The organism is Acidimicrobiales bacterium (assembly GCA_035316325.1).
Classification (GTDB): Bacteria; Actinomycetota; Acidimicrobiia; order Acidimicrobiales; family VFJN01; genus DASXTK01.
The window spans coordinates 34,668-61,604 of the sequence record DATHJB010000033.1 but is presented as its reverse complement, the minus strand read 5'-3'; the positions used below and the strand labels follow the sequence as shown (position 1 = coordinate 61,604).

General features: G+C 71.2%; 24 protein-coding genes. 13 read left to right on the top strand and 11 right to left on the bottom strand.

Going from position 1 to position 26,937, the window contains the following annotated elements:
• The first annotated feature begins 32 nt into the window (after nucleotides 1-32).
• Genes VK611_04720 through VK611_04710 form a run of 3 tightly spaced genes read left to right on the top strand, consistent with a single transcriptional unit; the run spans nucleotide 33 to nucleotide 4,287 of the window.
• On the top strand, nucleotides 33-1,052 hold the full coding sequence (locus VK611_04720; GenBank protein ID HMG40605.1) for a methyltransferase domain-containing protein: 1,020 nt from the start codon (nucleotides 33-35) through the stop codon (nucleotides 1,050-1,052).
• Between the two features lie 3 nt (nucleotides 1,053-1,055).
• A complete protein-coding gene (locus VK611_04715) occupies nucleotides 1,056-2,678 on the top strand; it encodes a glycosyltransferase (GenBank protein ID HMG40604.1) in 1,623 nt (540 codons plus the stop codon).
• A 19-nt stretch (nucleotides 2,679-2,697) separates the two neighbouring features.
• The gene (locus VK611_04710; protein ID HMG40603.1) at nucleotides 2,698-4,287 is read left to right on the top strand and encodes a hypothetical protein; all 1,590 of its coding nucleotides are present in this window, start codon (nucleotides 2,698-2,700) and stop codon (nucleotides 4,285-4,287) included.
• On the opposite strand, the gene VK611_04705 is transcribed toward VK611_04710, so the two are convergent.
• Nucleotides 4,263-5,855 carry a hypothetical protein gene (locus VK611_04705; protein HMG40602.1) on the bottom strand — a complete coding sequence of 531 codons (1,593 nt, stop codon included), beginning with the start codon at nucleotides 5,853-5,855 and terminating at the stop codon, nucleotides 4,263-4,265. The genes VK611_04710 and VK611_04705 overlap by 25 nt on opposite strands.
• A gap of 235 nt (nucleotides 5,856-6,090) precedes the next feature.
• On the opposite strand from VK611_04705, the gene VK611_04700 reads away from it, so the two are divergent.
• The 6 genes from VK611_04700 to VK611_04675 all read left to right on the top strand — a co-directional run bounded on the left by VK611_04700 (nucleotide 6,091) and on the right by VK611_04675 (nucleotide 12,482).
• The gene (locus tag VK611_04700) at nucleotides 6,091-7,164 is read left to right on the top strand and encodes a hypothetical protein (GenBank protein HMG40601.1); all 1,074 of its coding nucleotides are present in this window, start codon (nucleotides 6,091-6,093) and stop codon (nucleotides 7,162-7,164) included.
• Nucleotides 7,165-7,430: 266 nt separating this feature from the next.
• A complete protein-coding gene (locus tag VK611_04695; GenBank protein HMG40600.1) occupies nucleotides 7,431-9,017 on the top strand; it encodes a DUF2142 domain-containing protein in 1,587 nt (528 codons plus the stop codon).
• The gene (locus VK611_04690) at nucleotides 9,014-10,099 is read left to right on the top strand and encodes a glycosyltransferase (protein ID HMG40599.1); all 1,086 of its coding nucleotides are present in this window, start codon (nucleotides 9,014-9,016) and stop codon (nucleotides 10,097-10,099) included. The genes VK611_04695 and VK611_04690 overlap by 4 nt, the downstream gene beginning before the upstream one ends.
• 43 nt (nucleotides 10,100-10,142) lie before the next feature.
• Nucleotides 10,143-10,844 (top strand): class I SAM-dependent methyltransferase, encoded by a 702-nt coding sequence (locus VK611_04685; GenBank protein HMG40598.1) that lies wholly within the window; start codon nucleotides 10,143-10,145, stop codon nucleotides 10,842-10,844.
• Nucleotides 10,841-11,788, top strand: a complete 948-nt coding sequence (locus VK611_04680) for a hypothetical protein (GenBank protein HMG40597.1) — start codon at nucleotides 10,841-10,843, stop codon at nucleotides 11,786-11,788. Before VK611_04685 ends, VK611_04680 begins: the two co-directional genes overlap by 4 nt.
• A 73-nt stretch (nucleotides 11,789-11,861) precedes the next feature.
• Nucleotides 11,862-12,482 (top strand): class I SAM-dependent methyltransferase, encoded by a 621-nt coding sequence (locus VK611_04675; GenBank protein ID HMG40596.1) that lies wholly within the window; start codon nucleotides 11,862-11,864, stop codon nucleotides 12,480-12,482.
• Here the strand turns inward: VK611_04675 and VK611_04670 are convergent.
• Complete coding sequence (locus VK611_04670; protein ID HMG40595.1) at nucleotides 12,479-13,069, bottom strand: META domain-containing protein; 591 nt, start codon at nucleotides 13,067-13,069, stop codon at nucleotides 12,479-12,481. The genes VK611_04675 and VK611_04670 overlap by 4 nt on opposite strands.
• Nucleotides 13,066-13,572 (bottom strand): sigma-70 family RNA polymerase sigma factor, encoded by a 507-nt coding sequence (locus VK611_04665; GenBank protein ID HMG40594.1) that lies wholly within the window; start codon nucleotides 13,570-13,572, stop codon nucleotides 13,066-13,068. The genes VK611_04670 and VK611_04665 overlap by 4 nt, the downstream gene beginning before the upstream one ends.
• 114 nt (nucleotides 13,573-13,686) lie before the next feature.
• On the opposite strand from VK611_04665, the gene VK611_04660 reads away from it, so the two are divergent.
• Nucleotides 13,687-14,553 (top strand): hypothetical protein, encoded by an 867-nt coding sequence (locus tag VK611_04660; GenBank protein HMG40593.1) that lies wholly within the window; start codon nucleotides 13,687-13,689, stop codon nucleotides 14,551-14,553.
• 21 nt (nucleotides 14,554-14,574) lie between these two features.
• Here VK611_04660 and VK611_04655 read toward each other — a convergent pair whose 3' ends face one another.
• The 7 genes from VK611_04655 to VK611_04625 all read right to left on the bottom strand — a co-directional run bounded on the left by VK611_04655 (nucleotide 14,575) and on the right by VK611_04625 (nucleotide 22,108).
• A complete protein-coding gene (locus VK611_04655; GenBank protein ID HMG40592.1) occupies nucleotides 14,575-15,765 on the bottom strand; it encodes an ABC transporter ATP-binding protein in 1,191 nt (396 codons plus the stop codon).
• 17 nt (nucleotides 15,766-15,782) lie between these two features.
• Nucleotides 15,783-16,607, bottom strand: a complete 825-nt coding sequence (locus tag VK611_04650) for an ABC transporter permease (GenBank protein ID HMG40591.1) — start codon at nucleotides 16,605-16,607, stop codon at nucleotides 15,783-15,785.
• A gap of 123 nt (nucleotides 16,608-16,730) precedes the next feature.
• A complete protein-coding gene (locus tag VK611_04645; GenBank protein ID HMG40590.1) occupies nucleotides 16,731-17,690 on the bottom strand; it encodes a lysylphosphatidylglycerol synthase transmembrane domain-containing protein in 960 nt (319 codons plus the stop codon).
• A 66-nt stretch (nucleotides 17,691-17,756) separates the two neighbouring features.
• The gene (moeB, locus tag VK611_04640; protein ID HMG40589.1) at nucleotides 17,757-18,929 is read right to left on the bottom strand and encodes a molybdopterin-synthase adenylyltransferase MoeB; all 1,173 of its coding nucleotides are present in this window, start codon (nucleotides 18,927-18,929) and stop codon (nucleotides 17,757-17,759) included.
• 43 nt (nucleotides 18,930-18,972) lie between these two features.
• Nucleotides 18,973-19,878, bottom strand: a complete 906-nt coding sequence (locus tag VK611_04635; GenBank protein HMG40588.1) for a hypothetical protein — start codon at nucleotides 19,876-19,878, stop codon at nucleotides 18,973-18,975.
• Nucleotides 19,879-19,894: 16 nt separating this feature from the next.
• Entirely contained in the window at nucleotides 19,895-20,965 is a 1,071-nt protein-coding gene (locus VK611_04630; protein HMG40587.1) for a hypothetical protein, read from the bottom strand.
• A gap of 339 nt (nucleotides 20,966-21,304) precedes the next feature.
• Nucleotides 21,305-22,108, bottom strand: coding sequence for a Sir2 family NAD-dependent protein deacetylase (locus VK611_04625; GenBank protein HMG40586.1), 804 nt, complete (start codon nucleotides 22,106-22,108; stop codon nucleotides 21,305-21,307).
• 80 nt (nucleotides 22,109-22,188) lie between these two features.
• On the opposite strand from VK611_04625, the gene VK611_04620 reads away from it, so the two are divergent.
• Together VK611_04620 and VK611_04615 are read left to right on the top strand one after the other, a co-directional pair.
• Entirely contained in the window at nucleotides 22,189-22,806 is a 618-nt protein-coding gene (locus VK611_04620; GenBank protein ID HMG40585.1) for a hypothetical protein, read from the top strand.
• Between the two features lie 14 nt (nucleotides 22,807-22,820).
• Nucleotides 22,821-24,812 carry a beta-N-acetylglucosaminidase domain-containing protein gene (locus VK611_04615; GenBank protein HMG40584.1) on the top strand — a complete coding sequence of 664 codons (1,992 nt, stop codon included), beginning with the start codon at nucleotides 22,821-22,823 and terminating at the stop codon, nucleotides 24,810-24,812.
• 61 nt (nucleotides 24,813-24,873) lie between these two features.
• Here the strand turns inward: VK611_04615 and VK611_04610 are convergent, their stop codons facing one another.
• Complete coding sequence (locus VK611_04610; GenBank protein ID HMG40583.1) at nucleotides 24,874-26,331, bottom strand: leucyl aminopeptidase; 1,458 nt, start codon at nucleotides 26,329-26,331, stop codon at nucleotides 24,874-24,876.
• A gap of 45 nt (nucleotides 26,332-26,376) precedes the next feature.
• Between VK611_04610 and VK611_04605 the strand changes: the two genes are divergently transcribed.
• The gene (locus VK611_04605) at nucleotides 26,377-26,919 is read left to right on the top strand and encodes a cob(I)yrinic acid a,c-diamide adenosyltransferase (protein HMG40582.1); all 543 of its coding nucleotides are present in this window, start codon (nucleotides 26,377-26,379) and stop codon (nucleotides 26,917-26,919) included.
• Nucleotides 26,920-26,937 lie beyond the last annotated feature (18 nt).

Below are 26,937 nucleotides of genomic sequence, written 5' to 3'. Positions count from 1 at the left end.
AGGCGCCGTCGTCAACGGTAAACTCGCCGCCCGTGCCCGAACCCACCCCCACGGCCGAACACGACGCCACCGGTGTCACGGTCGGCGCGGCCGCAGACAAGCAATCGCCGACACCTGCGGCGGTCGATGGCAAGACGTTCGGCGAGTACTACTACGCCCACGACTGCGGCATCCCGTACGAGCGGTCCGAGCACTGGCTCAACTTCTTCGGGGGCATCGCCGGCCACATCGTGGACGACCTCAAGCCGGCCACCGTGCTCGACGCGGGCTGCGCGATCGGCCTGCTGGTCGAGCAGTTGCGCAACCGGGGCGTCGACGCCGCCGGTGTCGACATCTCCGAGTACGCCATCTCGCAGATGCCCGAGGAGGTGCGCGAGCACTGCTGGGTGGCCTCGCTGACCGAGCCGATCGGCCGCCGCTTCGACCTGGTCACGTGCGTCGAGGTGATCGAGCACCTGCCCGCGGCCGATGCCCGCGCCGCGATCGCCAACCTGTGCTCGGCCGCCGACCGGGTGCTGTTCTCGTCGTCGCCGTTCGACTACGGCGAGCCGACGCACTTCAACGTGCAACCGCCCGAGTACTGGTCGTCGATCATGGCGGCCAACGGGTTCGTGCGCGAGTTCGACTACGACGCCTCGTACCTCACGCCCTGGGCCGCGCTGTACGTACGGCATCCCGGCACCACCGCCGACTACGTCCGCGACTACGACCGTGCCTGGTGGCGCCTCCACGAAGAGGTCACCGAGGTACGGACCAAGGTCCTCGACCTCCAGGAGAAACTGGGCTTGCTCGATACCGAGGATTCCGAGGTCGCCGCGCTTCGCAGGCAGCAGGCCGAGCTCAAGGAAGAGGTCCTGCGCCTGCGCGACGAGGTGATCGGCAAGGACGCCGAGCTCGGTGGCGCACGGGGCCGCATCGCCGAGATGGACGCCCACATCCAGCAGTACGAGAGCATGCGGCAGCGCCTCGAGGCCATCCTGGGCTCGAGGTCGTGGCGCATGGTCTGGGCCGCGGGCGCGCCGGTGCGCAAGATCCGACGGCCGGGTCAGTAGCTGGTGCCCCGCTTCTCCATCGTCACACCCGTCTACGACCCGCCACCCGCCGTCCTCGAGGCGATGCTCGCGTCGGTGCAGGCCCAGACCTTCGGCGACTGGGAGCACTGCCTGGTCGACGACGCATCGCCGTCGCCACACGTGCAGGAGATCCTGCAGAAGGCCGCCAAGAAGGACCCCCGGGTGCGGATCGGGCGCCGCGCCGCCAACGGCGGCATCGTGGCCGCCTCGAACGACGCCCTGGCCATGGCGAGCGGCGAGTTCGTGGCGCTGCTCGACCACGACGACGAGCTGCACCCCGACGCCCTGCTCCTGGTGCACGAGAAGCTCGAGGCCACGCCCGAGGCCGACTACGCCTACACCGACGAGGACAAGATCGACGAGCAGGGCCGGCACTCGGCCGCGTTCTTCAAGCCCGCCTGGTCCCCCGACCGGTTCCGCACGCAGATGTACACGTGCCACATGAGCGTGCTGCGGCGCAGCCTCGTCGAGGAGGTCGGCGGCTTCCACGACGGCTTCGAGGGCTCACAGGACTGGGACCTGGTGCTGCGGGTCACCGAGCAGGCCCGTGACGTCGTGCACGTGCCCAAGGTGCTCTACCACTGGCGCACGCTGCCCACGTCGACCGCCAGCGCCAACGCCCAGGAAGCCAAGCCCTACGCCTTCGAGGCGGGCACGCGGGCGCTGCAGGCCCACTGCGACCGGATCGGCTTCGAGGCCACCGTCGTCGCCGACCCGACACTGGGCGGCGTGTACCACCTGCAGCCGGCCCTGCGAGAGCAGCCCCTGGTCAGCATCGTCATCCCCACCGCGGGCACGCCCCGCGAGGTCAGGGCCGAAGGCGTCACCCTGATCACGCACTGCGTGCGCAGCGTCGTCCGGACGTCCACCTACTCGAACTACGAGCTGATCGTCGTCGTCGACGACAGCGTGCAGCCCGACGTGCGCGACGAGCTGGTCGAGATCGCCGGTGACCGGTTGCGCATCGTGCCGTTCTCGCGCCCGTTCCACTACTCGCAGAAGATCAACGTCGGCGCCATCGCCAGCCAGGGCGAGCACCTCCTCATGCTCAACGACGACATGGAGGTCATCTCGCCCGACTGGATCGAGCGGATGGTGATGTACTCGCGCCAGCCCGGTGTCGGCGCAGTCGGTGCGAAGCTCTTCTTCGGCGACGGGCGCATCCAGCACACCGGCGTGGTGTTCCTGCCGTCGGGCCCCGGGCACGTGTACCGCGGGTTCGCCCGCGACCACACCGGCTACTACGCCAACGCCCTGGTCGCGGCCAACTACACCGCGGTCACCGGCGCCTGCGTGATGTCGCGCCGGGCGGTGTTCGAGCAGGTCGGCGGCCTGTCGCAGCGGTTCCCCGTCAACTTCAACGACATGGACTACTGCCTCAAGCTGCGGGCGCAGGGCTACCGCGTGGTGCTCGACCCCGACGCGCAGCTCTACCACTTCGAGTCGTCCAGCCGTTCGCCCAAGGTCGTCGACTGGGAGCACCACCTGCTCGACGACCGCTGGCTGCACACCTTCGACCCCGACCCGTACTACAACCCCAACTTCGGGCCGCACACGGTCGACTTCATCCCGCCCGTCTACCTGTCCGACGGCAGCATCACCTAGACGACTCGGCGGGCTTCGGATGCGGACAGCGGCAGTGGACACACCGGACGAGGCGCGCAGTCCCGGCACGTCGACCCCCTCCGACGGCGACGGCGACGCCGCCGCCGACACCGGCGAGCGGGTGCCGCGGTCCCGCGCGGTCGTCGTGCTCGACGCCGTCGGCCGGCATCGCCCCTTCGTCGCCGCGCTCGCCGCCGGCGCGCTGGTGCGGGCGATCGCCGTGCTCGGGTTCCGCCCGGCGATGTGGTTCAACGACGCCTTCGAGTACGTGGGCGTCGCCCGCCGCTTCGACCCGTACCCCATCCGGCCGAACGGCTACAGCGCCATGTTGCGGATCATGGAGCCGTTCCACAGCTTCGCCCTGGTCACGGTGGCGCAGCACCTCATGGGCCTGGGCATCGCGGTGATGCTCTACGCGCTGCTGCGCCACTGGGGGCTGCCCGGCTGGCTCGCAGCCCTCGGCGCGCTGCCACAGCTGCTCGACGCCAACCAGGTGCAACTCGAGCACGTCGTCCTGTCCGACACCCTGTTCACGATCCTGCTGGTCGGCGGCATCGTGTTGCTGGCCTGGCGGCCCGACCCGTCGTGGCCGATCACGGCGGCGGCAGGGCTGCTGCTGGCGGGCGCCACCCTGACCCGGGTGGTCGGCCTGCCCGTCCTGGCGTTCGGGCTGCTCCTGCTGCTCGTGTGGCGGGTCGGCTGGCGACCCGTGGTCGCCTTCGGCGCCGCCGCGGCACTGCCCCTGCTCGGCTACGCGGCCTGGTTCCAATCGGTGCACGGCCAGTTCGCGCTGTCGACCAGCGACGGCATCTTCCTCTACAGCCGCGTCGCGATCTTCGCCGACTGCGACAAGATCGACCCGCCCGAGGACCTCGCCGTCATGTGCGAGGACAGCGACCCGTCGGCGCGCGGCGACGTCTCGTCGAACTACCTGTGGCACCGGTCGCCGTTGAACGACATCCCGGGGACGCAGCAGGAGCCGATGCTGCCGGTGGAGCGCTTCTCCGCCGACCGCAACGGCCCGGCCGGCGAGTTCGCACGTGCCACGATCCTGGCGCAGCCGATCGACTACCTGCGGGTCGGCTGGAACGACCTGGTGCGCACGTTCCAGTGGGGCCGTGAGCCCTTCCCGAACGTCACCGCCTACTCACAGTTCCCGTTCGGCGAGAACCTGTTCCCGATCCCCGACCGGGTCTTCGTCCCCGACCTCACCGCCCGGCAGGACACCACCGAGTACGAGCACGGGGCCGCCGACACCCGCCGCATCGAGCCGTTCGCCGAGTGGATGACGCAGTACCAGCGCGTCTTCGCGGTGCGCGGGCCCTTCCTGCTGATGCTGCTGGTGGCCGGTGGTGTCGGCCTCGTGCTGGCGCTGCGACGCAAGCCCGAGCTCGTCTGGCCGGTGGCGCTGTTCTGGGGCGTGACGATGGCGCTGGTCGTGATCCCGCCGTTCACCGCCCAGTACGACCTGCGCTACGTGATCCCGGCCGTGCCCACCGGAGGTGTCGCCGCCGCCTTCGCCGTGGCGCTCGTGCTCCGCAACCAGGTGTCGACGTCGCCCGAGAGCGCGACCAGCGCCGACGATCAGGTCGACGGCACCGAGACCTGAGGCAGGGTGGGGCCGGTGCCATCCGCACCGTTGGCGCCGGTCGCGCCACCCGAGTCGGCCGAGTCGGCCGAGTCCGCCGAGAGGTCCAGCACCCCAGGGCCCGCGGCGGCGAGCTGCACCTCGGCCGGCTTCCACACGGCGACGAGCTGCAGGGCGATGCCGGCCGCGGCGCCGGTGCCGAGCAGGCCGAGCGCGAGCCACGGGTTCGGGATGCCCGCGTGCTCCAAGGCGTCGCGGACCTGCCGGAGGGGGTTCGCCGGGGGAGCACCCAGGCGCCGGCTGACGAAGCGCCCCGTCGTCGTGACGATCAGGACGACCTGGAACGCCACGATCGCCGTCCCCACCAGGCCGGCGAGCCGGCGGGGGAAGCCCAGCAACGCCAGCGCGATCAGCAACGCCAGCACCGGGATCGCGGCGAACATGTAGCGCGGGTGCGGCGCACCGGTCTGGGAGACGAACCCGGCGAGCTGGACCCAGAGCAGCAACGGCAGACCCAGGAGCATCGTCACGACCGTCAACCGCACGGTGATCGGTAGGTCGTCGAGCGGGCGGGCGGGTGTACGGCCTTCTCGGCGGCTCACGATCCACGACCGCAGGCCGCCGGCCGCGCGCAGCAGCGCGCCCAGCGCGACGGCCGCCACGACGACCGCCAGCAGCTTGCGGTCGTACCACCCGAAGTAGGGCGTGCCGCGCCAGCCCCCGCCGCCCTCCATCCGCGTCAGCAGGTCGGGCAGGCTGAGGCGATCGGTGAGGTACCCGACCAGGGTGTACCTGTCGGCGCGCTGCAGGAACTCGATGTTGTCGTTGATCCCCGCGTAGTCGCCGTAGAGGCGCTTGTTGCGCTGGTAGTACCAACCGGCTGCCACCAGGGCGCTGACCAGCGGGGCCGCACCGAACAGCACCCCTGCGCCCAGGCGACGCCGCCAGCTGCCGGCGTTGTGGAACAGGAAGGCGGCACCGAGACCGGCAGCGGCCAGCAGCACCACGCCGAGGCCCGAGAACCGCGTCGCCATCGTGACGGCCGCGCCCAGGCAGACCAGCAGCACGTGCGACCGGCGCGGGCCGCTGACCAGCGCGGCCAGGGCGGCGGAGTAGGCGACCACGCCCGCGAACACCGCCAGCAGGTCGTTGTGCACCGCGGTCGACGTGAACACGAGCGTCGGCACGGTCGCGGTCAACCCCGCGGTCAGCACCATCGCCTCGGCTCGGCGCCTGCGCACCAACACCCCCGCCATCGCCGCGGCACCGACCACCGTGCCCCCGGCGAGCGCGAGCGAGAACCCCTTCGCCAGGCGGATCCCGGCGTACGCGTGGTCGCTGTCGCGTCCCCACGCCAGCACCGGCCCGACGAGCACGTAGTAGAGCGGCGGATGGTTCGCCACGAACATCCGGGTCGGCTTCTGGCCCGGCAGTTCGACCTCGACCATCTCGTCCGTCGTCGGCAGGTCCCCGTCGACCACTTCGAGCGCGTAGCCGGCGTGACCGCTCTCGTCCGCGGGCATGAACGGCGGTGTCGCGAGCAACGCGACCAGCCCGCCGCACAGCAACGTCAAGAGGGCGCCCGCCACGCCCAGACGGACGCGACGCGACGCGAACGACGCGCCGACACGCCGGTCGTGACCAGGCGCGAAGGCGCCAGAGGAGTCAGCAGAGGATCCCGCCGTGCGACCCATGGCGGGCCACACTAGCCACCGGCGGTGACCACGTGGTTCAGAGCCTGCCTGATCCGCGCTGCACGCCATGACCACTCTCCGTCTATGGTCGCCCCGCTCACGCCGTTGGGGCGTGGCGGGGGAGGGTGAGATGAAGACAGGCAGGTTCGTGGCCGCCGCAACGGCGGCCGCGATCGCAGCGAGCACGGCGGCACTCAGCGTGCCGACGCCGGCGGGCGCGCAGGAGGGTCCCGGAACGGCTCTCCTGAGCGGCAACTTCGTGGGCGATTCCCGTGACGAGATATTCGAGTACACAGCCGGTCCTGCGACCGACTACCTGGTCTCGTTGACCAACAACGGCAACAGCGGCGGCGAGATCACATCGACAGAGCTCACGAACCACCAGGTGAACGGTACCTACTCTCCGTTCGTCGGAAACTTCGACGGCGATGCCTTCGACGAGATCCTCTGGTACGCGCCGGGCCCGACGGCGGACTTCGTGTGGAACTTCCCCGCGTGGACGTCACACACGTCGAAGCCCTACACGGTGAACGGCTACTACGAGCCGGTGGTCGGTGACTACACCGGCGACCACGTCGACGACATCCTCTGGTACAAGGCGGGCACCGGGGCGGACTCCCTGTGGGAGTACAACGCCAACGGCGCGTACACGGCCATCCCCCGCACGGTGAACGGCAGCTACACGCCGATCTCCGGGTCGTTCGGCAAGGACAACACCGACGACATCTTCTGGTACAAGGAAGGCACCGGCCCCGACTCCCTCTGGGACTACAAGGTCAACACCTTCAACTACACCAGCATCGCCACGCCGGTGAACGGCTTCTACGAGCCGCTCAAGGTCGACATCTTCAACGACGGCTGGAGGGGCGAGGACATCTACTGGTTCTCCCCGAGCGGTCCGGACTCGATCTTCGACTACCTCCTCGGCACCAAGTTCAACGCCGCGTTCGGCAACATCGACGGGGCACAGACCGCGGTGGCCGGGGACTTCCTCGGCGACGGGCACTCGGACGTCTTCTGGTTCGGCGAAGCCGGCCTGACGATCTGGGACTACGCGCCCGACTTCGCGAACGGTCAGATCGACCTGTGGGAGTACCTGCCCGTGGCACCCGAGGCCTCCGGGCGCTCGGCCGCCGGTCCCGACACGGCAGTGGACGGCATCGGCTCGGCCACGCAGGTCGGCACGGTGGACAGCCACAGCTAGCACCCACGTTCGTCCGGCGAGCTGGACGGATCCGATCCGGCGAGGGGCCAGCGCGCGAGCGCTGGCCCCTCCCGCGTCGTCCGGCGACGCCTGGTCACCGCCTGTAGGGTGGCTGGCTGGCGTCAGTGCCTCCCCACAGGCCGACAGGAAGTTCGGAGTCAGAGTTGCAACTGAGTGAGCCAACCGCGACCACGTTGCCGCGTACCGACTCAGCCGAGGACTCCACCCCCGCCCGGGAGCCGCTCCGCCGGCGAGCGGTCGCCACCGTGCGGCGCGTACCGCTCTTGGTGTGGACCATCACCGCGCTCCACCTCACGATCCTGCTCGGCTACTCGGTCCTGCTACCGACCTACCGCGCCCCCGACGAGCCGCAGCACGCCGACCTCGCGCACGTGATGTCCGAGGAGTGGGACTATCCCGCCTGGGACGAGCGTGACCTGGCCCCCGGCCTCCAGCAGTCGCTCGACGAGGTCTTCTTCCACATCCCACGCTCGTCGGCGCACCTGACGAGCGACGAGGCGCCGCCGAAGGGCGAGCGACCGTCCATCGAGGACCTCGACACACCACCCCGCCCGACGGGCATCAACCAGAACTCGCAGCACCCGCCGCTCTACTACCTGGTGGCCGGCAACACCGAGCGGGCCGTCGAGACCGTGACCGGCGGCGACCTGCCCTTCGACCTCGAGGTGTGGATCTACCGCCTCGTGAGCATCGCGTTGGTGGCACCGCTGCCGCTGGTGATCTGGCGCATCGCCCAACTGCTGAACCTGCCCCGAGCGGTCGGCATCGCCGCAGCACTCGTGCCGCTGACGATCCCGCAGTTCACCCACATCGGTTCGGCCGTCAACAACGACAGCCTCCTTATGCTCGGGTTCTGGCTGTCGACGCCCGTCATCCTGCGCATCGCCAAGGGCGCCCTCAACCCGCGCACGGCGATGCTCGCCGGCGCGCTCACCGGCATGACCGCCCTCACCAAGGGCTTCGCGGTGGTGCTCCCGCTGTGGATCGGCGGCGCGCTGCTCATCGCGCTGCGCCGGGGCGGCCGCGACAGCCTCCGACCGGCCGTCAACACGGGTGCGATCTATGCCGTCACCGCCTTCGTGACCGGTGGATGGTGGTGGCTGCGCAACCTCGTGCTCTACGGCAACCTCGCGCCATCCCGCTTCAGCGAGCTGCTCCCTCCTGCCGAGGAGATCAAGGTCGACCTGGACGAGTTCGTCCGGACCTGGGCCTACCGGACGACGCGGCGCTTCTGGGGCGACTTCGGCTGGTTCGACACCGCCATCCCCGCCCCGGTCTTCGGGGTGGCCACCGTCGTGGTGATCGCCGCCATCGCTCTCGCCCTGCTGCGCAGCGACCGGGTCGGCTCGACGTTGTCGGGCGACCGCTTCATCCTCGCGGCACCGCTGCTGATGCTCGTCGCCCTGCAGATGGGCAACGCCTTCCGCGCCTACTCGACCACCGGGCGACTGCCGGGGCTCCAGGGCCGCTACTGGTTCGGCGCCCTCGCCGGTGTCGCCGTCGTCGTGGCCCTCGGTCTGGCCAACCTCATGCGCCGCTCGCTGCAGCGCCTGCCGTTGCTCATGCTCGTCGCCGTCCTCGTGATGCAGGGCTTCGGCGTGACGACCCTGCTCGGCCACTACTGGGGCGCCCCGCACAGCGCGCTGAGCGAACGCGTGCGAGCGGTCGTCGCGTGGTCGCCGCTGCCCGGCGAGATGATCGGCGCGGGCCTGGTGATCGCCGGTCTTGTGGTGCTGGCTGCCGCCGCACAGGCGATCGCGCTGGCGATTCGGGCTACCGACGAACAGCTGGTCGCCGCGGATGACAAGATGGCCGGTCTGAGACCACGATGAGCACGCGCATCACCTTCATCGGCCCTGTGCCCCCCTTCTGCAGTGGCATCGCTCAGCACGGCGGCTTCCTGACCGCGGCCCTGTCCAGGCGAGCCGACGTGACCGTGCTGTCCTGGCAGCACCAGTATCCGAAGCTGCTCTTCCGGCACCGGCAACGCGACGCCACGGCCACGCCGCACCCCACCGCACGCTTCAACCTCCGCTGGTGGGACCCCCTCTCGTGGTGGCGCGCCGGCCGCATCGCCCGGCACAGCGACGTGCTGGCGCTCACCTGGACGACGCCGTTCCACGCCCTGCCGTATCGGGTCATCATGTGGGCCGCGGGCTCCACCCCACGGCGCGTCGCCGTGGTGCACAACGCGGTGCCCCACGAACGGCTGCCGCTGCAACGGCCCTTGACACGCTGGGTGCTGGGGCACTGCGACGGACTGGTCGACCATGCGTCGACGGTGGCCGAAGAGGTGGGACGCCTCGATCTCGACGTCGAGGCGGTGACCACCCCGATGCCACCGCTGATCGAGGTGACCCCCCAGCCGATGCCCGAGGCCGACCCGCTGCGCCTGCTGTTCTTCGGCTTCGTGCGCCCCTACAAAGGTCTCGACGTGGCCCTCGACGCCCTCGTGCTGCTGGGCGAGCACGGCATCCGCCCCCAGCTCAGCGTGGTCGGCGAGTTCTGGGAGGACGTCGAACCCTGGCATCGCCGGATCGACGACCTGGGCCTCGGCGACCAGGTGGAGCTGCACCCCGGCTACGTCCCCGACGCGGAGGTGAGCGATCTCCTGGCGGCGCACCACGCGGTGCTGCTCCCCTACCGCAGCGCCAGCCAGTCGGGCATCGTGCCGGTCGCCATGTCGGCGGGCCGGCCGGTGATCGCCACCGCGGTGGGCGGCATCATCGAGGCCGTGACCGACGGGGTCAACGGCACCCTCGCCGAGCCGGGCGATCCCAAGTCGTTGGCGAGCGCCATCGAGCGTTGCGCCGAGCACCTCCCCGAGCTGGCCGCCCGCACCCGTGACGAGACGCCGACCTGGGACGACGTCGCCTCAGCCGTCTTCAAGGTCGCCGGAGTCGACGGCCCGTGACGCCTACTACCCTCGTCCCTTTTCCCCGGCCGTGGAGCCCGCGATGAACAGTCTTGCAAGCACGGCCGTCGGTTACGTCGGGCACAAGGTGCACATCGTGCGCCGCCGCGAGTCCGCCTGGCTGCTGGACGCTCTGGGCGACGTCCACGGCAAGGCGATCGTCGACATCGCCGGCGGCGACGGCTACTGGGCCGCCGAGCTCGCCAAGCGGGGGGCCTACACGGTCGCCATCGACCTGGCCGAGGCCAAGCTGCACCGTGGACGCACCCTGCCCGAGCCCCCCGGCCTGGTGAAGGGTGACGCCCTGCGGCTGCCGTTCCCCGACCACAGCGTCGACGGCACGCTGTCGATCTGCGCCATCGAGCACTTCCCCGACGGCAAGGCGGCGCTGGCCGAGATGGCTCGCATCACCCGCCCGGGCGGCTCACTCGCCCTCTCGGCCGACGCCCTGTGCGCCGAGCACCGCTGGCCCACGCTCTCGGAGGGGCACCGCGATCGCTACGCCGTCGTCGACACCTACGACGAGGCCAAGCTCACCGACCTCCTCGAAGCCACCGGCTTCGAGGTGCAGAACACCGAGTACCTGTTCCGCGAGGTCTGGGCGCAGGGCGTCTACATGCGGCTGCACCGCTGGAAGTACGCCCCCAACGCGCTGGCGCCGTTGGGACCGGTGGTGGCGCTCAGCGACCGCCGCAGCAAGTCGACGCAGGGCGCGGTGCTCTTGGTGCAGGCTCGACGCAGGTGACCAGCGGCGAGACGGCCGTCGCTGCCCCGAGCACCACGAGCCGGCCGAAGAAGGCCCGGTGGAAAGCCGTGCTGGGGCTGGCGGCTCTGGTCGGGCTGATGATCGCGGCGTTCACCTCGTTCGACGAGGTCAAGGACGACCTCACCAACCCGGTCGTGCTCGCCGAGGCGCTCGGCCTGCACCTCGTCGCGCTGGTCTGTGGCGCCCGTGCCTGGGTCGCGCTGTTCCCTCCCGATGCCGACCGGCGCGCCCTGGCCAGGGGGATCTACCTGTCGCAGCTCACGAAGTACCTGCCGGCAGGCGGTTTCGTGCAGACGGCCAGCCAGGTCGCGCTCTCGGCCGAGCAGGGCGGCCTGGCGGTGGCGGCCCTGCGCCTGCCGGTCTTCTCGGCCTGCTTCGTCGCCGCGAGCACCACGCTGGGATCGTCGTTGGCGCTCGACAGCGACCTGCCCACCTGGGGACGGCTGCTCGCCGGCGCGAGCCTCGCCACTGTGGTCGTGCTCGACCGCCGCGTCCTGCGCTGGCTGCTCGGGGTGGCGCGTCGCTTCGTGCGCCGCCTGCCCGAGGGCGACGCCCTGCCGCCCCAGGAGGCGATCCTGCGCTGCTACGCCTGGGCCCTCGGCAACATGGCCGCCTTCTCGATCGCGTTCGTCGTGCTCCTGCGCGACGTGGCCGATGTGGGCGCGGTCGAAGCCGCCGCCGCCATGTGCCTCGGCTGGGTCGTCGGCTACCTCGCGCTCGTCGTCCCCGGTGGGCTGGGCGTCCGCGAGACGGTTCTGTTGGCGACGATCCCGAGCCTCAGCCTGGGAACGGTGGCCGCGGTGTCCGCCGTCCACCGGCTGGTGGGCCTGGTCGCCGAGGCATCGCTCGCCGGGATCTCGCAGGTGCGCGGGAGACGTCACTCGTCCAACTCGTCGTCGCCAGGGGAGCTACGGTCGCGATGATCACGCGTCGGCGTGCGGACCCGCCGTTGTCTGAAGGCGATGGCATACTGAGGATGCAGCAGGACCACGGCCTATGACGACGACGGCCATCCCCAAGGGGAACACCTACGACAAGTACGCCTCGACCAACCCGGTCGAAGCGCGGCTGATGGGCGGCTTCTTCGACTGTCTCGGCAAGCTGCTCCCGAGCGAAGAGCCCACGACCATCCTCGAGGTGGGCCTCGGCGAGGGTGAGATCAGCGAACGGGTGCGTGAGCGCTTCCCCACCGCACAGCTCGTCGGCATCGACCTTCCGGATGCCCAGCTGGCCGAAGCGTGGCACGAGAAGAAGTTGAACGGCGCCTTCGCCGACATCGTCCGGCTGCCGTTCGCTGACCGGTCGTTCGATCTGGTCATGGCCATCGAGGTGCTCGAGCACGTGCCCCATCCGTCGGCGGCGCTGCGGGAGATCGCCCGGGTCGCGCGCGACGACGTCGTCCTGTCGGTCCCCCGTGAGCCCATCTGGCGCATCGCCAACCTGGCCCGCGGCAAGTACATCCGTGATCTCGGCAACACGCCGGGCCACATCCAGCACTGGTCGCGGCGCGCGTTCACCGCCCTCGTCGAAGAGCACTTCGACACGGTCGCAGTGCGGACGCCCCTGCCGTGGACGTTCGTGCGTGCCCACGCGAGGACCTCCGGCACCTCCGTCTAGGGCAGGCTGCGCTCGAAGAGGGCGAAGGAGCCGTCCGGCGCGGTGAGCCGCAGCGTCGTCCAGGGCTCCGTGCCCGACCGCGGGATCTCCTCGTCGTCGGATGGGGCGATGGCCGGATCTCCGCTCAACATCTCCTGCAGTAGACGTTCGACGGTGCCGCTCGGGTTCGTGCACAACATGAGCGTCCCTCCGCCGCCGTGGGTGACGAGCCTCCCGTCCACGATGCTCCATCTGTAACCGAACTGGTTGCACCCCGTATCGCCCTTGAGCCGCCCGTCGTCACGGAACTCGATCGACGCCGGCTCTTCGATCGCCGCGATTCCAGTGATGCTCGTGAGCTCCCAACGCCCGATGATCTGCTCCGGTTCGTCGGCCACCGTCTCGACCTCCTCGGGCGAATCCCCGTCCGACAGCGGACCGAACGCTGCCGTGAGTCCGACGACGGCGACCAGCACGCCGGCGCCGGCGAGACGGGCACGGCGCCGGCGACGCTGCCGGCGGGTGACACAGCGCCGGATGTCCTCGCTCGTGAAGCCGACCTGCTCCGGCCCCGCAGCCTTGGACAGGACCTCGGTCAACGCCGTCATCGCACCTGCTCCTCGCTCTCGGTGGCCTCCGCCAACCCGCTGGCGCGCAGCCGCGCCAAGGCCTTGTGTGTCGTGGATTTCACGGTCCCCGGCGCGCAGTCGAGCAGTTCTGCGGTCTCGGCGACGTCGTAGCCGAGGAACCAACGAGCGACGACGACGGCGCGCTGACGTGGAGGAAGCTGCCGTACCGCCGCGCGCACGGCCAGGATCGTCGCGTCGTCACGCTCGCCCGAGGCGTCGTGCTCCGCTTGCAGCCGGTCGTGCGCCCGCCGCTCGGCACCGCGTCGACGGAAGCGCGAGTTGGCCAGGTTGACCGCCGTGCGAAAGGTCCAAGCCTCGGGTGAGGCCATGCGACTCACGGCTGGCCAGCGCTCCCAGGCACGGGCGAGGGCTTCCTGCGCCAACTCCTCGGCCAGATGGCGATCGCCGCAGTAGAGGGTCAGCGACCCCACCAGGCGGCCGCTCACACGGTCGCAGAACCCGCTCGGGTCGAGGCTCTCCATCGGTACAGGAACGCTCCAAGCCACCGCACGGTTCATTCGACCCGGGAAAATAGGTGCGTCATCCCCGGCTGGCTTCGGTCAACGGCGACCAGAGGCCCTGCTACCTTCGCCGCGATGAGAATTTCCCGCAGTGGCCTGCTCAACCGCCGACGGAGCGCTGCGCCGACCGAAGCGACGCCGACAGCTGCCGCGCCCGAACCGGCTCGGATCCTCGACGAGTACATCCGTGAGCTGCCGTCGCCGCAGGTGGCCGTGGACGTGTTCAAGGGCGAGTGGTCCTCGGCGTTGCCGGCCAGCCTCGCGGTCGAGGCGGGGCCGGTCGAGCTGTTCGACGACAAGCGCATCACCTGGCTGCTCGAGCAGACCGGCGACCTGAGCGGGCGCCGCGTGCTCGAGCTGGGCCCGCTGGAGGCCGGCCACAGCTACCAGCTCGCCGCCGCCGGCGCCACGGTCACGGCCGTCGAGGCCAACACCCGCGCCTACCTCAAGTGCCTCATCGCCAAGGAGCTGCTGGGCCTGACCGGGTGCACGTTCCTCCTGGGCGACTTCGTGAAGTACCTCGAGGCCAACCAGGGCGCGCACTACGACCTGCTGCTCGCCAGCGGCGTGCTCTACCACTCGACCGATCCGCTCGGGCTGCTCGAGCTGATGGCGGGGGCGGCCGACCAGATCGCCATCTGGACGCACTACTACGACGCCGGCCCCGTCCAGTCGACGCCGAGCATCGCCCAGCACTTCGAGAAGCCGTCGCGCACGGTCACGTTCCAGGACCGCGAGATCACCCTGCACCCGCGCTACTACCTCGAGGCCCTCCAGTGGGGCGGCTTCTGCGGCGGCCCCGAGTCGCACGCCCAGTGGATGGAGCAGGACGACCTGCTCGCCGTGCTCGAACTGCTCGGCTACAGCGAGATCCGCATCGGCGGCGACGACCCCGGCCACGTCAACGGGCCCAGCATCCTGCTCTACGCGAGCCGGGCGTAGCCCCGCTCGCCCCCGGGCCGCTCAGCCGGTGCCGCTGACGATCTGCCAGCGGCCGTCGAACGACATGACGCCGCCGAAGGTCTCGTGCGGCGTGCCGGGCTTCACGTCGAAGTGGAGCGCCCGGTGGCGGTGGTCGAACGTGTGGCTCACCGTCTCGTCCGTGCAGGCGGCCGACACCGTGTAGCTCCCCGGCAACAGCAGCAACCGGTCGACCCGCAGGTCGACATGGCCCTCGCCCTCGATGTGGTCGACGACGGCGCCGGCCTCGCGGGTGTTGGGCCCGGTCACCTGGATGCCCTCCAGCGTGTAGACCCCGAGCCCGAACACGGGGTGCGGCACGGGCTTGGTGGCGTCGAAGTGCAGGCGGAACGTCACCTCGTCGCCGGTGCGCACCTGCTCGGTCGGCTCGCCCTTGGGGCCCAGCAGCTCGACCGCGGTGAAACGGACGTCGCCGCTGCCCCAGCGGGTCCCCCCGCCTCCCTCGGCCACCTCCCTGTCGACATGGACCTCACCGAGGTAGGCGTCGGCCACCTCGCCGGCCGGGCCGTTCGCCCGGATCTTGCCCCGGTCGAGCCACACCGCCGCGTCGCAGAGGTTGCGCACCGTGTTGAGCGAGTGGGTCACGACGACGATGGTCTTGCCCTGCTCGCGCAGCTCGGCGACACGCTCGAGGCAGCGACGCTGGAACTGCTCGTCGCCGACCGCGAGCACCTCGTCGATCAGCAGCACGTCGGGGTCGACGTTGATCGCCACCGAGAAGCCGAGGCGCACGTACATGCCCGACGAGTAGTTCTTCACCGGCATGTCGATGAAGCGCTCCAGCCCGGCGAAGGCGACGATGTCGTCGAAGCGGGCCTCCAGCTCCTTCTTCGACAACCCCAGGATCGACCCGTTGAGGAAGACGTTCTCGCGGCCCGACAGCTCGGGGTGGAACCCGGCGCCCAGCTCGAGCAGCGCCGACATCTTTCCCTCGACCGCGATCGTGCCCCGGTCGGGTCGCAGGATCTTGGCCAGGCACTTGAGCATCGTCGACTTGCCCGAGCCGTTCTCGCCCACGAGGGCGAAGGTCGTGCCCTGCTCGACCTCGAAGCTCACGTCGTCGAGCGCCCAGAACTCCTCGTAGCTCGCCCGGCCGCCACGCATGACGGCGGCCTTCAGGCTCTGGTTGCGCTCGTGGTAGAGCCGGAACCGCTTGGCGACGTCCCGTGCCACGATCGGATGCTCAGCCACTACAGCTCCTCCGCCAGACGGCCTTCCAGGCGACCGAACGCCCAGAACCCCACCGCAAGGGTCAGCAGCGACACGACGGCGATGTACACCAGGTCGGCCGTGGCCGGCCAACGCAGGTCGTAGAACAGGCTCCGGTAGGCGGAGACGAAGCGCACCAGCGGGTTGATGGCGAAGTTCAGGTCGAAGAGCCTCGAGCTGAACGAGCCATCCCGCAGGTTCTGGTCGACGAGGTCCCTCGAGTAGACGATCGGCGCGCTGAAGAACCACACCTGGAGCACCAGGCCCATGAGGTGCTGCAGGTCGCGGAAGTAGACCGCCGCGGCCGACAGCACCAGGGAGATGCCCAGCACGAACAACGTCTGGAACACCACCAGCAGCAGGATGACGGGGATCCAGGGAAGCACGACGTTGCCGACGAAGAGCAGCGCCACCACCAGCAGGCCCAGCTCGATCAGGTACTGGACCAGGGCGGCCGACGTGCTCGCCGCCACGAGGATCTCGCGCGGGAAGTACGTCTTCTTCACCAGGTTGCCGTTGCCCAGCAGCGACATCAGCCCGCCGTTGAGGCCGTTCGAGATGAAGTTGTACGGGATCAGGCCACACATCAGGAAGAACGCGAAGCTCCTGAGCCCGCTCGGATCGCCGGTCTCGGGGACGGCGCCCAGCAGCGTGAAGACGATGGAGTACACCAGCATCGTCGTCAACGGGTTCAGCAACGACCAGGCCCACCCGAGGACCGAGCGCTTGTACTTGCCCCGCAGCTCCCGCAGCGTCAGGTTGACGAACAGCTCGCGGCGCGAAGTGATCTCTTGCAGTTTGGTCATAAGGGGTTCTCGATGCGCTGCCAGAGCACCAGCGGCCCCGGCGAGCAACCCGGGGAGGCTACGCAGCCACGCCGGAACTCGCCAGGTTAGATCGCCCGGCCGCACAGCTCGGACGCAGGCGCGCTAGCCGGTGCCGACCAGCTCGGCCGGTTCGTCAGGGGCGGGTGTGCGGCGCGCCAGCCAGGCCGAGGCGAGCAGGGCGCCGGTCGCGTCGACGGCGACGAAGACGAGGCGGGCGACGATGGCGACCGCGGCGGCGACACCGGCGTCGAGGGAACCGGCGGCGGCGATGAAGGCCGCCTCCCGGACGCCCACGCCCCCGGGCACCGGCACCAGCACGAAGCCGATGATCCACGAGAGGATCGCGGCGGGAGCCACGTCTGCCCAGCCCACGCTCTGGCCGAGACCCCGGGCGATCGCCCACGTGGCCGTGCCGACGAACAGCCAGGCCGGCACGTAGCAGGCCACCAGCGTGAGGCTGTCACGCCAGCGGGGGACCTCGGCGCTGATCGACCGACGCAGCACCTTCTCGCCCAGGACCCGCACCCGTTCGAGCACGGCGTGGTGGAGGAAGGCGAGGCCGACGGGCAGGAGCGCGAGCGCCCACAGGTACTTGCCCGCTCCCCCGCTCTCGCCCCGGTCGCTGTTGACGATGGCGGGCGCGGCGGCGACCGTCAGGAACATCGCCGCCAGGTAGAGGGCCGCCAGCGACAGCGCCACGCTGGTGTAGGCGGCGACGCGGGACACACCGGCGCGCCGGGCCAGCTCACCGCGCCCCACCACCGGCCACAACCCACCGGGCAGGTACTTGCCCAGCTCACCGAGGTAGTAGCGGGCCAGCGTGTCCGAGAACGAGAGGTCGCCCCCGAGCAGCCTCAGCGCCCGCCGCCAGGGCACGGCGATCGCCGACATGCCCAGCGCGCCCAGCACCACGGCAACGACGATCCACCCGAGGCGGGCGTCGGCCAGGCTGTCGGAGACCTCGTCCCAGCTGCTGGTCAGCCGCTGGCCGACGAACACGATGGCAAGGCCCGCCAGCAGCACGCCCACCGCTGTCGATGCCCCAGCTAGACGGCGCCGCATCACCCGTCCACCTTACGCCCCTTCGTGAACCCGCCCCCGAACGGGGGGCCGGTGCGCCGGGTGGGGTCAGTGGGCGTGGGCCCGGTGGGGGGCGCAGTGCTCGTCGTACTCGGCGATGACGATGTCGGCCGGGTCGATCGAGCAGGTGGGGCACTGCGGGTCGCGGAGGATCTTGTAGGTGCGGAACGACTGCTCGAGGGAGTCGTAGGCGAGCAGGCGGCCCGACAGGTCGTCGCCCAGGTCGAGGATCAGCTTGATCGCCTCGAGCGCCTGGATCGACCCGACGATGCCCGGCAGCACGCCCAGCACGCCGGCCTCGGCGCACGACGGCGCCAGCTCCGGCGGCGGGGGCTCGGGGAGGAAGCAGCGGTAGCAGGGGCCGTCGTGCGGCTTGAACACGGTGATCTGGCCCTCGAACCGGAAGATCGACCCGTGCACCACCTTCACGCCCAACTTCAGGGCGGCGTCGTTGAGCAGGTAGCGCACCGGGAAGTTGTCGGCGCCGTCGACCACCACGTCGTAGCCGGACAGGATCTCCATCACGTTGTCGGCGCCCAGCCGCACGTCGTGGGTGACCACGTCGACGTCGGGGTTCAGCGCCGTCAGCGTCTTCTTGGCCGAGTCGACCTTGCGCTCGCCGATCCGGTCCATGTTGTGGAGGATCTGGCGCTGCAGGTTCGACTCGTCGACCACGTCCATGTCGACGATGCCGATCGTCCCGACGCCCGCGGCCGTGAGGTACATGGCGGCCGGTGAGCCCAGGCCGCCGGCTCCGAGCAGCAGCACCTTGGCGCCCAGCAGCTTCTGCTGGCCCTCGATGCCGACCTCGGGCAGCAGCAGGTGCCGCTGGTAGCGGTTGCGCTGGTCGGCGCTGAGGACCTGCGGCGCCTTCCAGTCGCGGCCCTCGTCCTTCCACTTGTTGAAGCCGCCCGACATGGACACGACGTCCTCGTAGCCGAGCTCGGTGAGGGTCTTGGCGGCGAAGGCCGAGCGGACCCCGCTGGCGCAGTGGATGACGATGGGCGCCGCCTTGTCGGTGAGGCGCCCCTCGACGCTGCCCTCCAGCGTGCCCCGGGCGATGTGGACGGCGCCGGGGATGGCGCCCTGCTCGTACTCGTCGGGCTCGCGCACGTCGAGCACCACGGCCCCGGGCCGGCGCCGGATCTCGTCGGCCTCCGCGGTGTCAACCTCGCGGATCTCGGCCTTGGTTGCGGAAAGCAGTTCTCGGAAGCTCGGCATCGTTCAAAATCCTACCCACCAGCTCAACAATCCTCCGAGCCCACTATTCCTCGGCGGTCGTCGCGGTCGCGGTGTCCCAGCAGCGGCGGGCGATCTCGGTCAGGACCAGGGACTGGTGGTAGCGGTCGCTGTCCTCGACGCGGGTGCCGGCGGGGCCGGGGACGGTGCGGGCGTAGTGGACCTGGGGCGGGAGGAGCTCGGGGGCGAAGACGATGTGCTCGTCGGGGGCCGCGGTGGCGAGGAAGCCCCTGAACGCCGCCGTCCAGAAGGCCTCGAAGTGGGCGACGCTGGGGTGGTCGGCGCCGGCTGCACCGTCGCCGACGTCGATCTGGATGCAGCCCGGGTCGCCGATGCGGCCGTGGAGGAAGCGGGTCCGCTCGAACACGGGCGCCAGGAAGCGCAGCCGCTCCCCGAAGTCGCCGTAGGTCATCTCCAACCCGGTGTACCAGTGGGAGAAGTCGCCGTTGAAGCGGATGTCCGGATGCGCCTGCACCAGCTGGACCGTGCGCCACGTGTCCTGGGTGACCGTGCCCCGGTGGGTCTCCACGTAGAGCGGCAGGCCGTGGCGGTCGGCCGCGACGACGATCTCGTCGAGCAGCCGGTGGGCCAGGTCGTCGTCCTCGTTGCCCCGGCCGACGTGCAGCGTCGCCGCCTCGTAGCCCCGGTCGGCCCAGCGCGCCGCGTCGCCGTCGATCGTGCCCGGCCGGTGGACCAGCCCCGCCGTCGCACAGCCGAGGCCCAGCTCCCGGCACAGCGCCGGGTCGGCGGCCGGGATGCCGGCGATCTCGATCTCGAAGCCCTGCACGCCCTCGTACCCCGCGGCCGCCAGCGTCTCCAGCAGCGCCCGTGGGTCGCCCGACTCGGCCCGGGGCCCGGTCGAGTCGGCGGGCAGCGCCGCCAACGTCAACAGGTGCAGGTAGGTCCGGAGCTGCGGCGACGTCGAGGCCATGCCCGGGAGGCGGGGGCTACGGCTCGATGGCGACGTCGTGCAGGGCGTCCATGAAGTCGCCCGACTCGACCTCGATGGCACCGCGGCCCGACAGGACGAGCCGCCGGATCAGCAGGTAGCCCATCACCACGAAGGCGACCACGCTGCCCACCAGCAGGCCCAGCTCGACCCGCAGGTACAGGTCGTCGCTGATCAGCCAGGTGGTCACCAGCAGGCCCAGCACGCCGGACGCCCAGCCCACCAGCTGCCGCCGGTGGCCGCCGAGGGCGATCACCGCCTGCGCCAGCGCCAACGCCATCATGTAGAAGCCGCTGCCGGCCGCCAGCAGGCCCATCGTGCGGTGGGTCATGTCGAACTCGGGGCCCGACATCATCCTCACGACCATCGGCCCAAGCACGTAGCCGACCACCGTGCCCAGCAGCGCCAGCACCGCGACCACCGACAGCAGCCGACGCAGGCCCGCCCGGAAGTCGCCCAACCGTCCGGCACTGGCCAGACCCGTGAGCTTCGGCAGGAGCGCCGCCTGGATGGCCTGGAACAGGAACAGCGGGATGCGGGCCACGACGACGGCCGACAGGAAGCGACCGGCGATCTTGGTCTCGGCGTCGGTGGCCAGGACCTTGACCAGCACCGGCCCGATGTTCATCAGCGTGTAGGCGCAGAGCGACGCCGCCAGCAGGTAGCCGAGTGCCCGGGAGATCTCACGCCAGGCCGCCTCCGGCCCGGGCTCGAGCTTCGGGCGCTCGACGCGCAGCGCCACCGGCACCGCCAGCAGGCCGGCGAGGCCGACGGCGATGCCGTACCAGCCCGCCGTCTTCACGCCGATCACGGCGACGGCGACGCACAGCAGGAAGCGGAGCAGCCCGTCGGCACCCAGGTAGACGCCGTAGGCCTTGAACTGGGACGTGCCCGAGAGGCAGCCCCGGGTGAGGTGGCCCGCGAGCGCCGCGACGACGCCGATCGCCAGGCCCACCAGCAGGAGGATCTGCTCGTCGAACACGTGCTCGACCAGCAGGCGCGACGTGGCGATGAGGATGACCAGCACCCCGAGGGCGAGGCCGATGCCGATCGTCGCCGCCCGACGCACCAGCGGTGCGCCACCGAGCCCCTGCGTCCGTCGCTCGGCGAGGGCCCGGCTGACCTCCTGCTCGAGCGGCAGGAACAGGCCGGGGCCGAGCAGGAAGACGAGGCCCCACTGGGCCCCGAGCGGCGCCTTCTCGGCGTCACCGAGGACCCGGGCCGAGAGCGCGATGAACCCATAAGCCGACAGACCAGCGACTAGGAGTCCCGCCCCAACAACGAGAGTTCCTGTGGGTAATGGATTCCTGCGCTTCGCGGATTCGAGCAGCGAAGTAGCGATGGCGAGAGGCTACCGATCGCGACAGGGTCAGTTCACGTCGTTGGGCCACCACCTGGGATTCCTCCCCTATCCAAGCCCTTCCGACGGGACGAGACGGGGGAGGATGTCGCCGATCGGGCCCCGGAGCACGATGTCGGCGACCGGGTCCATCACGGTGGCCGAGCCGTTGACGATCACGACCCGGGCGCCGTTCGCGCCGGCCAGCGGCACCACCTCGGCGACGGGGTACACGGCCAGGGTGGAGCCGACGGCCAGGAGGAGGTCGCAGCGGCGGGCGGCCTCGGCGGCACGGCGCAGGTCGTCGGCCACGAGGTTCTGCCCGAAGCTGATCGTGGCCGACTTGAGGATGCCGCCGCACGATCGGCACGACGGGTCGTCCTCGCCCGCCCGCACCCGGTCGAGCGCCCGCTCCATCGGCGCCCGCTCGTCGCACGACATGCACACCACCTCGCGCATGTTGCCGTGCACCTCGACCACGAGCGCCGGGTCGGACCCCGCGATGTGGTGCAGCCCGTCGACGTTCTGGGTGATGAGCGTGTCGAGCCTGCCCTGCCGTTCGAGGGCGACGAGGGCGAGATGGCCGGCGTTGGGCTCGGCGCTCCAGGCGGGGTGCCCCAACCGGCTGCGCCACGACTGGCGCCGCGTCTCGGGGTCGGACATGTAGTGCTCCAGGGTGGCCATGCGCTCGGCCCCCGGGTTGCGGGTCCACACGCCCTGGGGACCGCGGTAGTCGGGGATGCCGCTCTCGGTGCTGATGCCCGCGCCCGTGAGCACGACGATGCGGTTCGCCTCGCCGATCCAGGCCCTGACCTGGGCGATCTCCTCGTCGGTTGCCTCTGCCGCCTCGTCGGCGACCGGTTCCCCGTCCACGCTTGACAGGCTACTACATGCACGTGAAACACTGAAAGAGCGGGAAAACAGCTCATCTATCTCGATATGGAGTCTCGTCGATGCGTGCCCTCGTCCTTCCCCCCGACTGCGACCGCCTGCTCGTCCGCCCCTGGGTCGACCCGGTCCTCGAGCAGGTCGGGTACGACCCGCGCTCCCCCTACGTCGAACGGTTCTGGCTGGGCACGCTCGGCCCCAGCGCCACCTGGTTCGCCCGCTACGTGGCCGACCGCTTCGACCGCACGCCCGACGAGTTCGTGCTCGACTTCGAGTCGTGCGCCGCCTCGATCGGGCTCGGCCGCAGCGGGAGCCGGGCGGGCACGCTCCCGAAGACGCTGGCCCGGTGCTGCGAGTTCCGGGTGGCCCGCATGGTCAACCGCAACCTCATGGAGGTGCGGCGCAGGCTCGCCCCGCTGAGCCAACGGCAGCTCAGCCGGCTCAGCGATGCCCTGCGGGCCGAGCACGAGCGCTGGATGGCCGACGCGCCCGACGCCGCCCGCAACGCCGTGCTCACCGACCGCGCCCGGCGCCTGGCGCTGTCGCTGCTGGAGCTCGGCGAAGACGCCGAGGGCGCCGAGCGGCAGCTCGAACGTTGGCGGTTCCCTGCTCAGATGGCCCGCGATGCCATCGACTGGGCGCTCGACCGCTGGCGCGGGCCCACCGTCGCCACCGCGATGTAGCTTCGGAGGTTCCTGTGCGCTCCCACGTCGTCGTCCCGCTGCTGGTGCTCGTGGCCGCCCTGGGCTGCTCGGGTGACGACGACAGCTCGGGCAGCTCCGCCACGTCGCCCGGCTCCGAGAACCCGGGCGAGTCGACCACCAGCAGCCCGCGCCCGGCCGACGCTCCCCTGCCCCAGGTCGTGCCCACGCCCCGGGAGATCCGCTGGCTCGGCGACAGCGACGTGGCGGTACCCGACACGGCGGCGTTCGTCGCCGGCGACGGGGTCGACGGCCCGACCGGCGACCTCGTCGTCGAGGCGCTCCGCTCGGCGGGTGCCGGCACCGTCGAGCGCGAGGGCGAAGGCGACGACGCCGACCTGGTGGTGCGGGCCGGCCTCGTCGGCGACGAGCTGATCGCCGACGCCTTGGCCCGCGCCGAGATCGCGGTGCCACCGGACCTCCCCGCCGAGGGCTACGTGCTCGCCGTCGATGCGGCCGACGACGCGATCGTCCTCGGGGGCCAGGACGCGGCGGGCATCTACTACGGCGCCCAGACGCTGCGGCAGCTCGTCGGCGACGGCCGGGTCGCGGGCGTGGGGGTGGTCGACAGCCCGACGCTGCCGCGGCGCGGCGTGGTCGAGGGCTTCTACGGCAGCCCGTGGACCCAGGACGAGCGGCTCGACCAGCTCGACTTCTACGGCCGCATGAAGCTCAACACCTACATGTACGCCCCCAAGGCCGACCCCTTCCACCGCGACCGCTGGCGCGATCCCTACCCGGCGGCCGAGCTCGACGCCCTCGGCACGCTGGTCGCCGCCGCGGCCGAGCACCACGTGCACTTCACGTTCGCCGTCTCGCCGGGCGTGTCGATCTGCTACTCCGACGCGGCCGACGTCGATGCGCTGGAGACCAAGCTCGGCGCCCTGTACGACCTGGGCGTCCGTGACTTCGCCGTCGCTCTCGACGACATCGCCTACGACCGCTGGAACTGCGACACCGACCGTGCCCGGTACGGCCCCAACACCGGCGAGACCGCGGCCCGGGCCCAGGTCGAGCTGCTCAACGGGCTGCAGCAGGGCTTCGTGGCGGCACACGAGGGCACCCGGCCGCTCACGCTCGTGCCCACCGAGTACCGCAACACCGACGACAGCCCGTACCGGCAGGTGATCCGCGCCCAGCTCGACCCGGCGGTCCAGGTGATGTGGACGGGCGACATCGTCGTGCCCGCCGAGATCACGGCCGCACAGGCCGCGGCGGCCCGGGAGGTCTTCGGCCGTCCCGTCTACGTGTGGGACAACTACCCGGTCAACGACTTCCCCCGCACCGCCGGCCGGCTGATGCTCGGGCCCTACACCCGCCGGGAACCGGCGCTCGGGAGCGAGATCTCGGGCTTGATCTCCAACCCGATGAACCAGGCGGCGGCGTCGAAGGTGGCACTGGTGGGCGTCGCCGACTTCGCCTGGAACAGCCCGGCGTACGACCCGGCCCGCGCCCACCGGGCCGCCGCCGAGCTGGTGGCCGCCGGGGGCGGGGGCGACCACGGCCAGACCGTCGAGGCGCTGCTGGCGTTCTTCGACCTGGAGACCCTCTCCCCCACGTCGGCCCGATCGGAAGCGACCGTGTCGCAGCCGCAGGCACCGGTGCTGGCCGAGCGGATCGCCACGTTCGACAGCACCTGGGCGTCCGGCGACCGGGCCGGTGCCATCACCGGCCTGCGCCCCTACGCCGAGCTGCTCGCCGCCGCACCCGAGCGCATCCGCGCCGGCGTCGCCGACCAGGGGTTCCTGGCCGACTGCCGACCATGGCTCGACGCCCTGTCCCGTTGGGGCGAAGCCTTCGTCACCCGGCTCGACGGGCTCCAGTCGCAGGTCGACGGCGACGAGGCGACGGCCCAGAGCCGCTTCGCCGCGGCGGACGACCTCGTCGCCCAGGCCCAGGCGGTCCACACCATCGCCGGCGAGACGCTCCCCGAGGGCCCGGTCCTGGTCGGCGACGGGGTCCTCGACGCCTTCATCACCCGCTCCTGAGCAGAAACCTCGACAGAACTGGTGCCTATAGCGCCACCTGTGTCGAGGTTTCGGGTTGCCGTCAGCCCGGGAGCGACTCCAGGAGGCGCAGCAGCGTGCGGACGCCGAAGCCGGTGCCGCCCTTGCGCAGCTCGCCGTCGTTCTCGGACGACTCGGCCGGGCCGGCGATGTCGAGGTGCGCCCAGGGGATGCCCTCGGCCACGAACTCCTGCAGGAACAGGCCCGCCACCAGGGCACCGCCGTCGCGCCCGCCGGCGACGTTCTTCAGGTCGGCCACCTCGGAGTCGAGCTTCGACCGCATGTGCTCCGGCAGCGGCAGGTGCCACACCATCTCGCCCGCCGAGTCGGCAGCCGCCCGCACCTTGCCGATCAGCTCGTCGTCGTTGCCCATGAGCCCGGCGATCCGGTCGCCCAACGCCACCTTGCAGGCACCGGTGAGCGTGGCCAGGTCGACGATCGCCGCCGGCCGGGCGTCGCTGGCCATCACCAGGGCGTCAGCGAGCACCAGGCGCCCCTCGGCGTCGGTGTTCAGCACCTCGACGGTGGTGCCGTTGCGGATGTGCAGCACGTCGCCGATGCGGGTGGCGTCGCCGCCGGGCATGTTGTCGGTCAGCGGGATGTAGCCGAGCACCTTCACCGGGGGCTTCACCGCGGCCAGGGCGCAGAAGGTGCCGAGCACGGCGGCGGCCCCGCCCATGTCACCCTTCATGGTCTTCATGCCCTCGGTGCTCTTGAGCGACAGGCCGCCCGAGTCGAACGTGATGCCCTTGCCCACCAGGGCCACCGTCGCCTTGGGCCGGGCCGGCGCCCACGACAGCTCGACGAACCGCGCCGGCTCCACCGACCCCCGGTTGACGCCCAGCAGCCCACCCAGCCGGGCCCGCTTGATCGCCCGCTCGTCACGCACCCGCACCGCGAACCCGTGGTCGCGGCCCAGGTTCACGGCCCGCTCGGCGAACACCGACGGCGTCAGCGTGCCGCCCGGCTCGTTGTACAGGTCCCGGGCGACGCACACCGCGTCGGCGACGGCCTGCCCGGTGGTGAGCGCCGTGGTGGTGGCCCGCCCGCCGTCGTCGACCACCACGACCCGCTCGAGCTCCACCGGCTTGGGGTCGGACTTGTAGGTGGTGAAGCGGTAGCCGGCCAGCACCACGCCCTCGGCCAGCGCCCGGGCCGCGTCCGCCACCTCGATGCCCTCGGGCAGGTCGGCCAGCAGCGTGGTCGCCACCCGCTTGCGGTGCGTCGAGGCGCCGACGAGCGCGGCGCCCGCCCGGCGGTAGGTGGCCGACGTGGCCTTGCCGTGCTCGCCGAGGCCCACGGCCACGATCACCGGCGGGCCGGCCTCGCCATCCCCGACCGTCCGGACCACGGTCGTCTCGCCCACCGCGCCCGAGAAGCCCTGTGCCGCCAGGAACGTCGGGTCGAGCGGCGCCGGCGCCTCCCGGTCGGAGAAGACGCCCACGGCGAGAGCGTCGACGTTGTCGGGAACGGCACGGGAGGTCTGGAAACGCAGCGGCACGTGAGCAGGGTAGACGGGGGTCCGCCCCCCACTAGCGTTCCGAGCATGACGCGGCTCTACACCGGCAAGGGCGACGACGGGACCACCGGACTCCTGTTCGGCGGGCGGGTCGCCAAGGACGCCGCCCAGCCCCGGGCCTGCGGCGCGGTCGACGAGGCCCAGGCCACCATCGGGGCGGCTCGTCCCCTGTGCGAGCCCGGCGACGACCTCGACGACCAGCTCGTCCACGTGTGCCGTGACCTGTGGGTGCTGATGGCCGAGCTGGCGACGCTGCCGGAGAACCAGCACAAGCTGACCGACGGCCAGAGCCGTGTCAGCCTCGACATGGTCCACCACCTGGAGCAGCTCACCGACGAGGTGGGCACCCGCTTCGAGGTGCCCAAGGAGTTCGTGGTGCCGGGGCAGACGGCCCTGGCCGCCCAGCTCGACGTGGCCCGCACGGTGGTCCGCCGGGCCGAGCGCGAGTCGGTGGCCGCCACGGCCGAGGGCTCCCACGTCCTGCCGTACCTCAACCGCCTGTCGTCGCTCCTGTGGGCCCAGGCCCGCTGGGTCGAGGGCGACCACCTCCTCAGCCGCGACGTCGACTAGCCGGGCGGCCAACCCCGA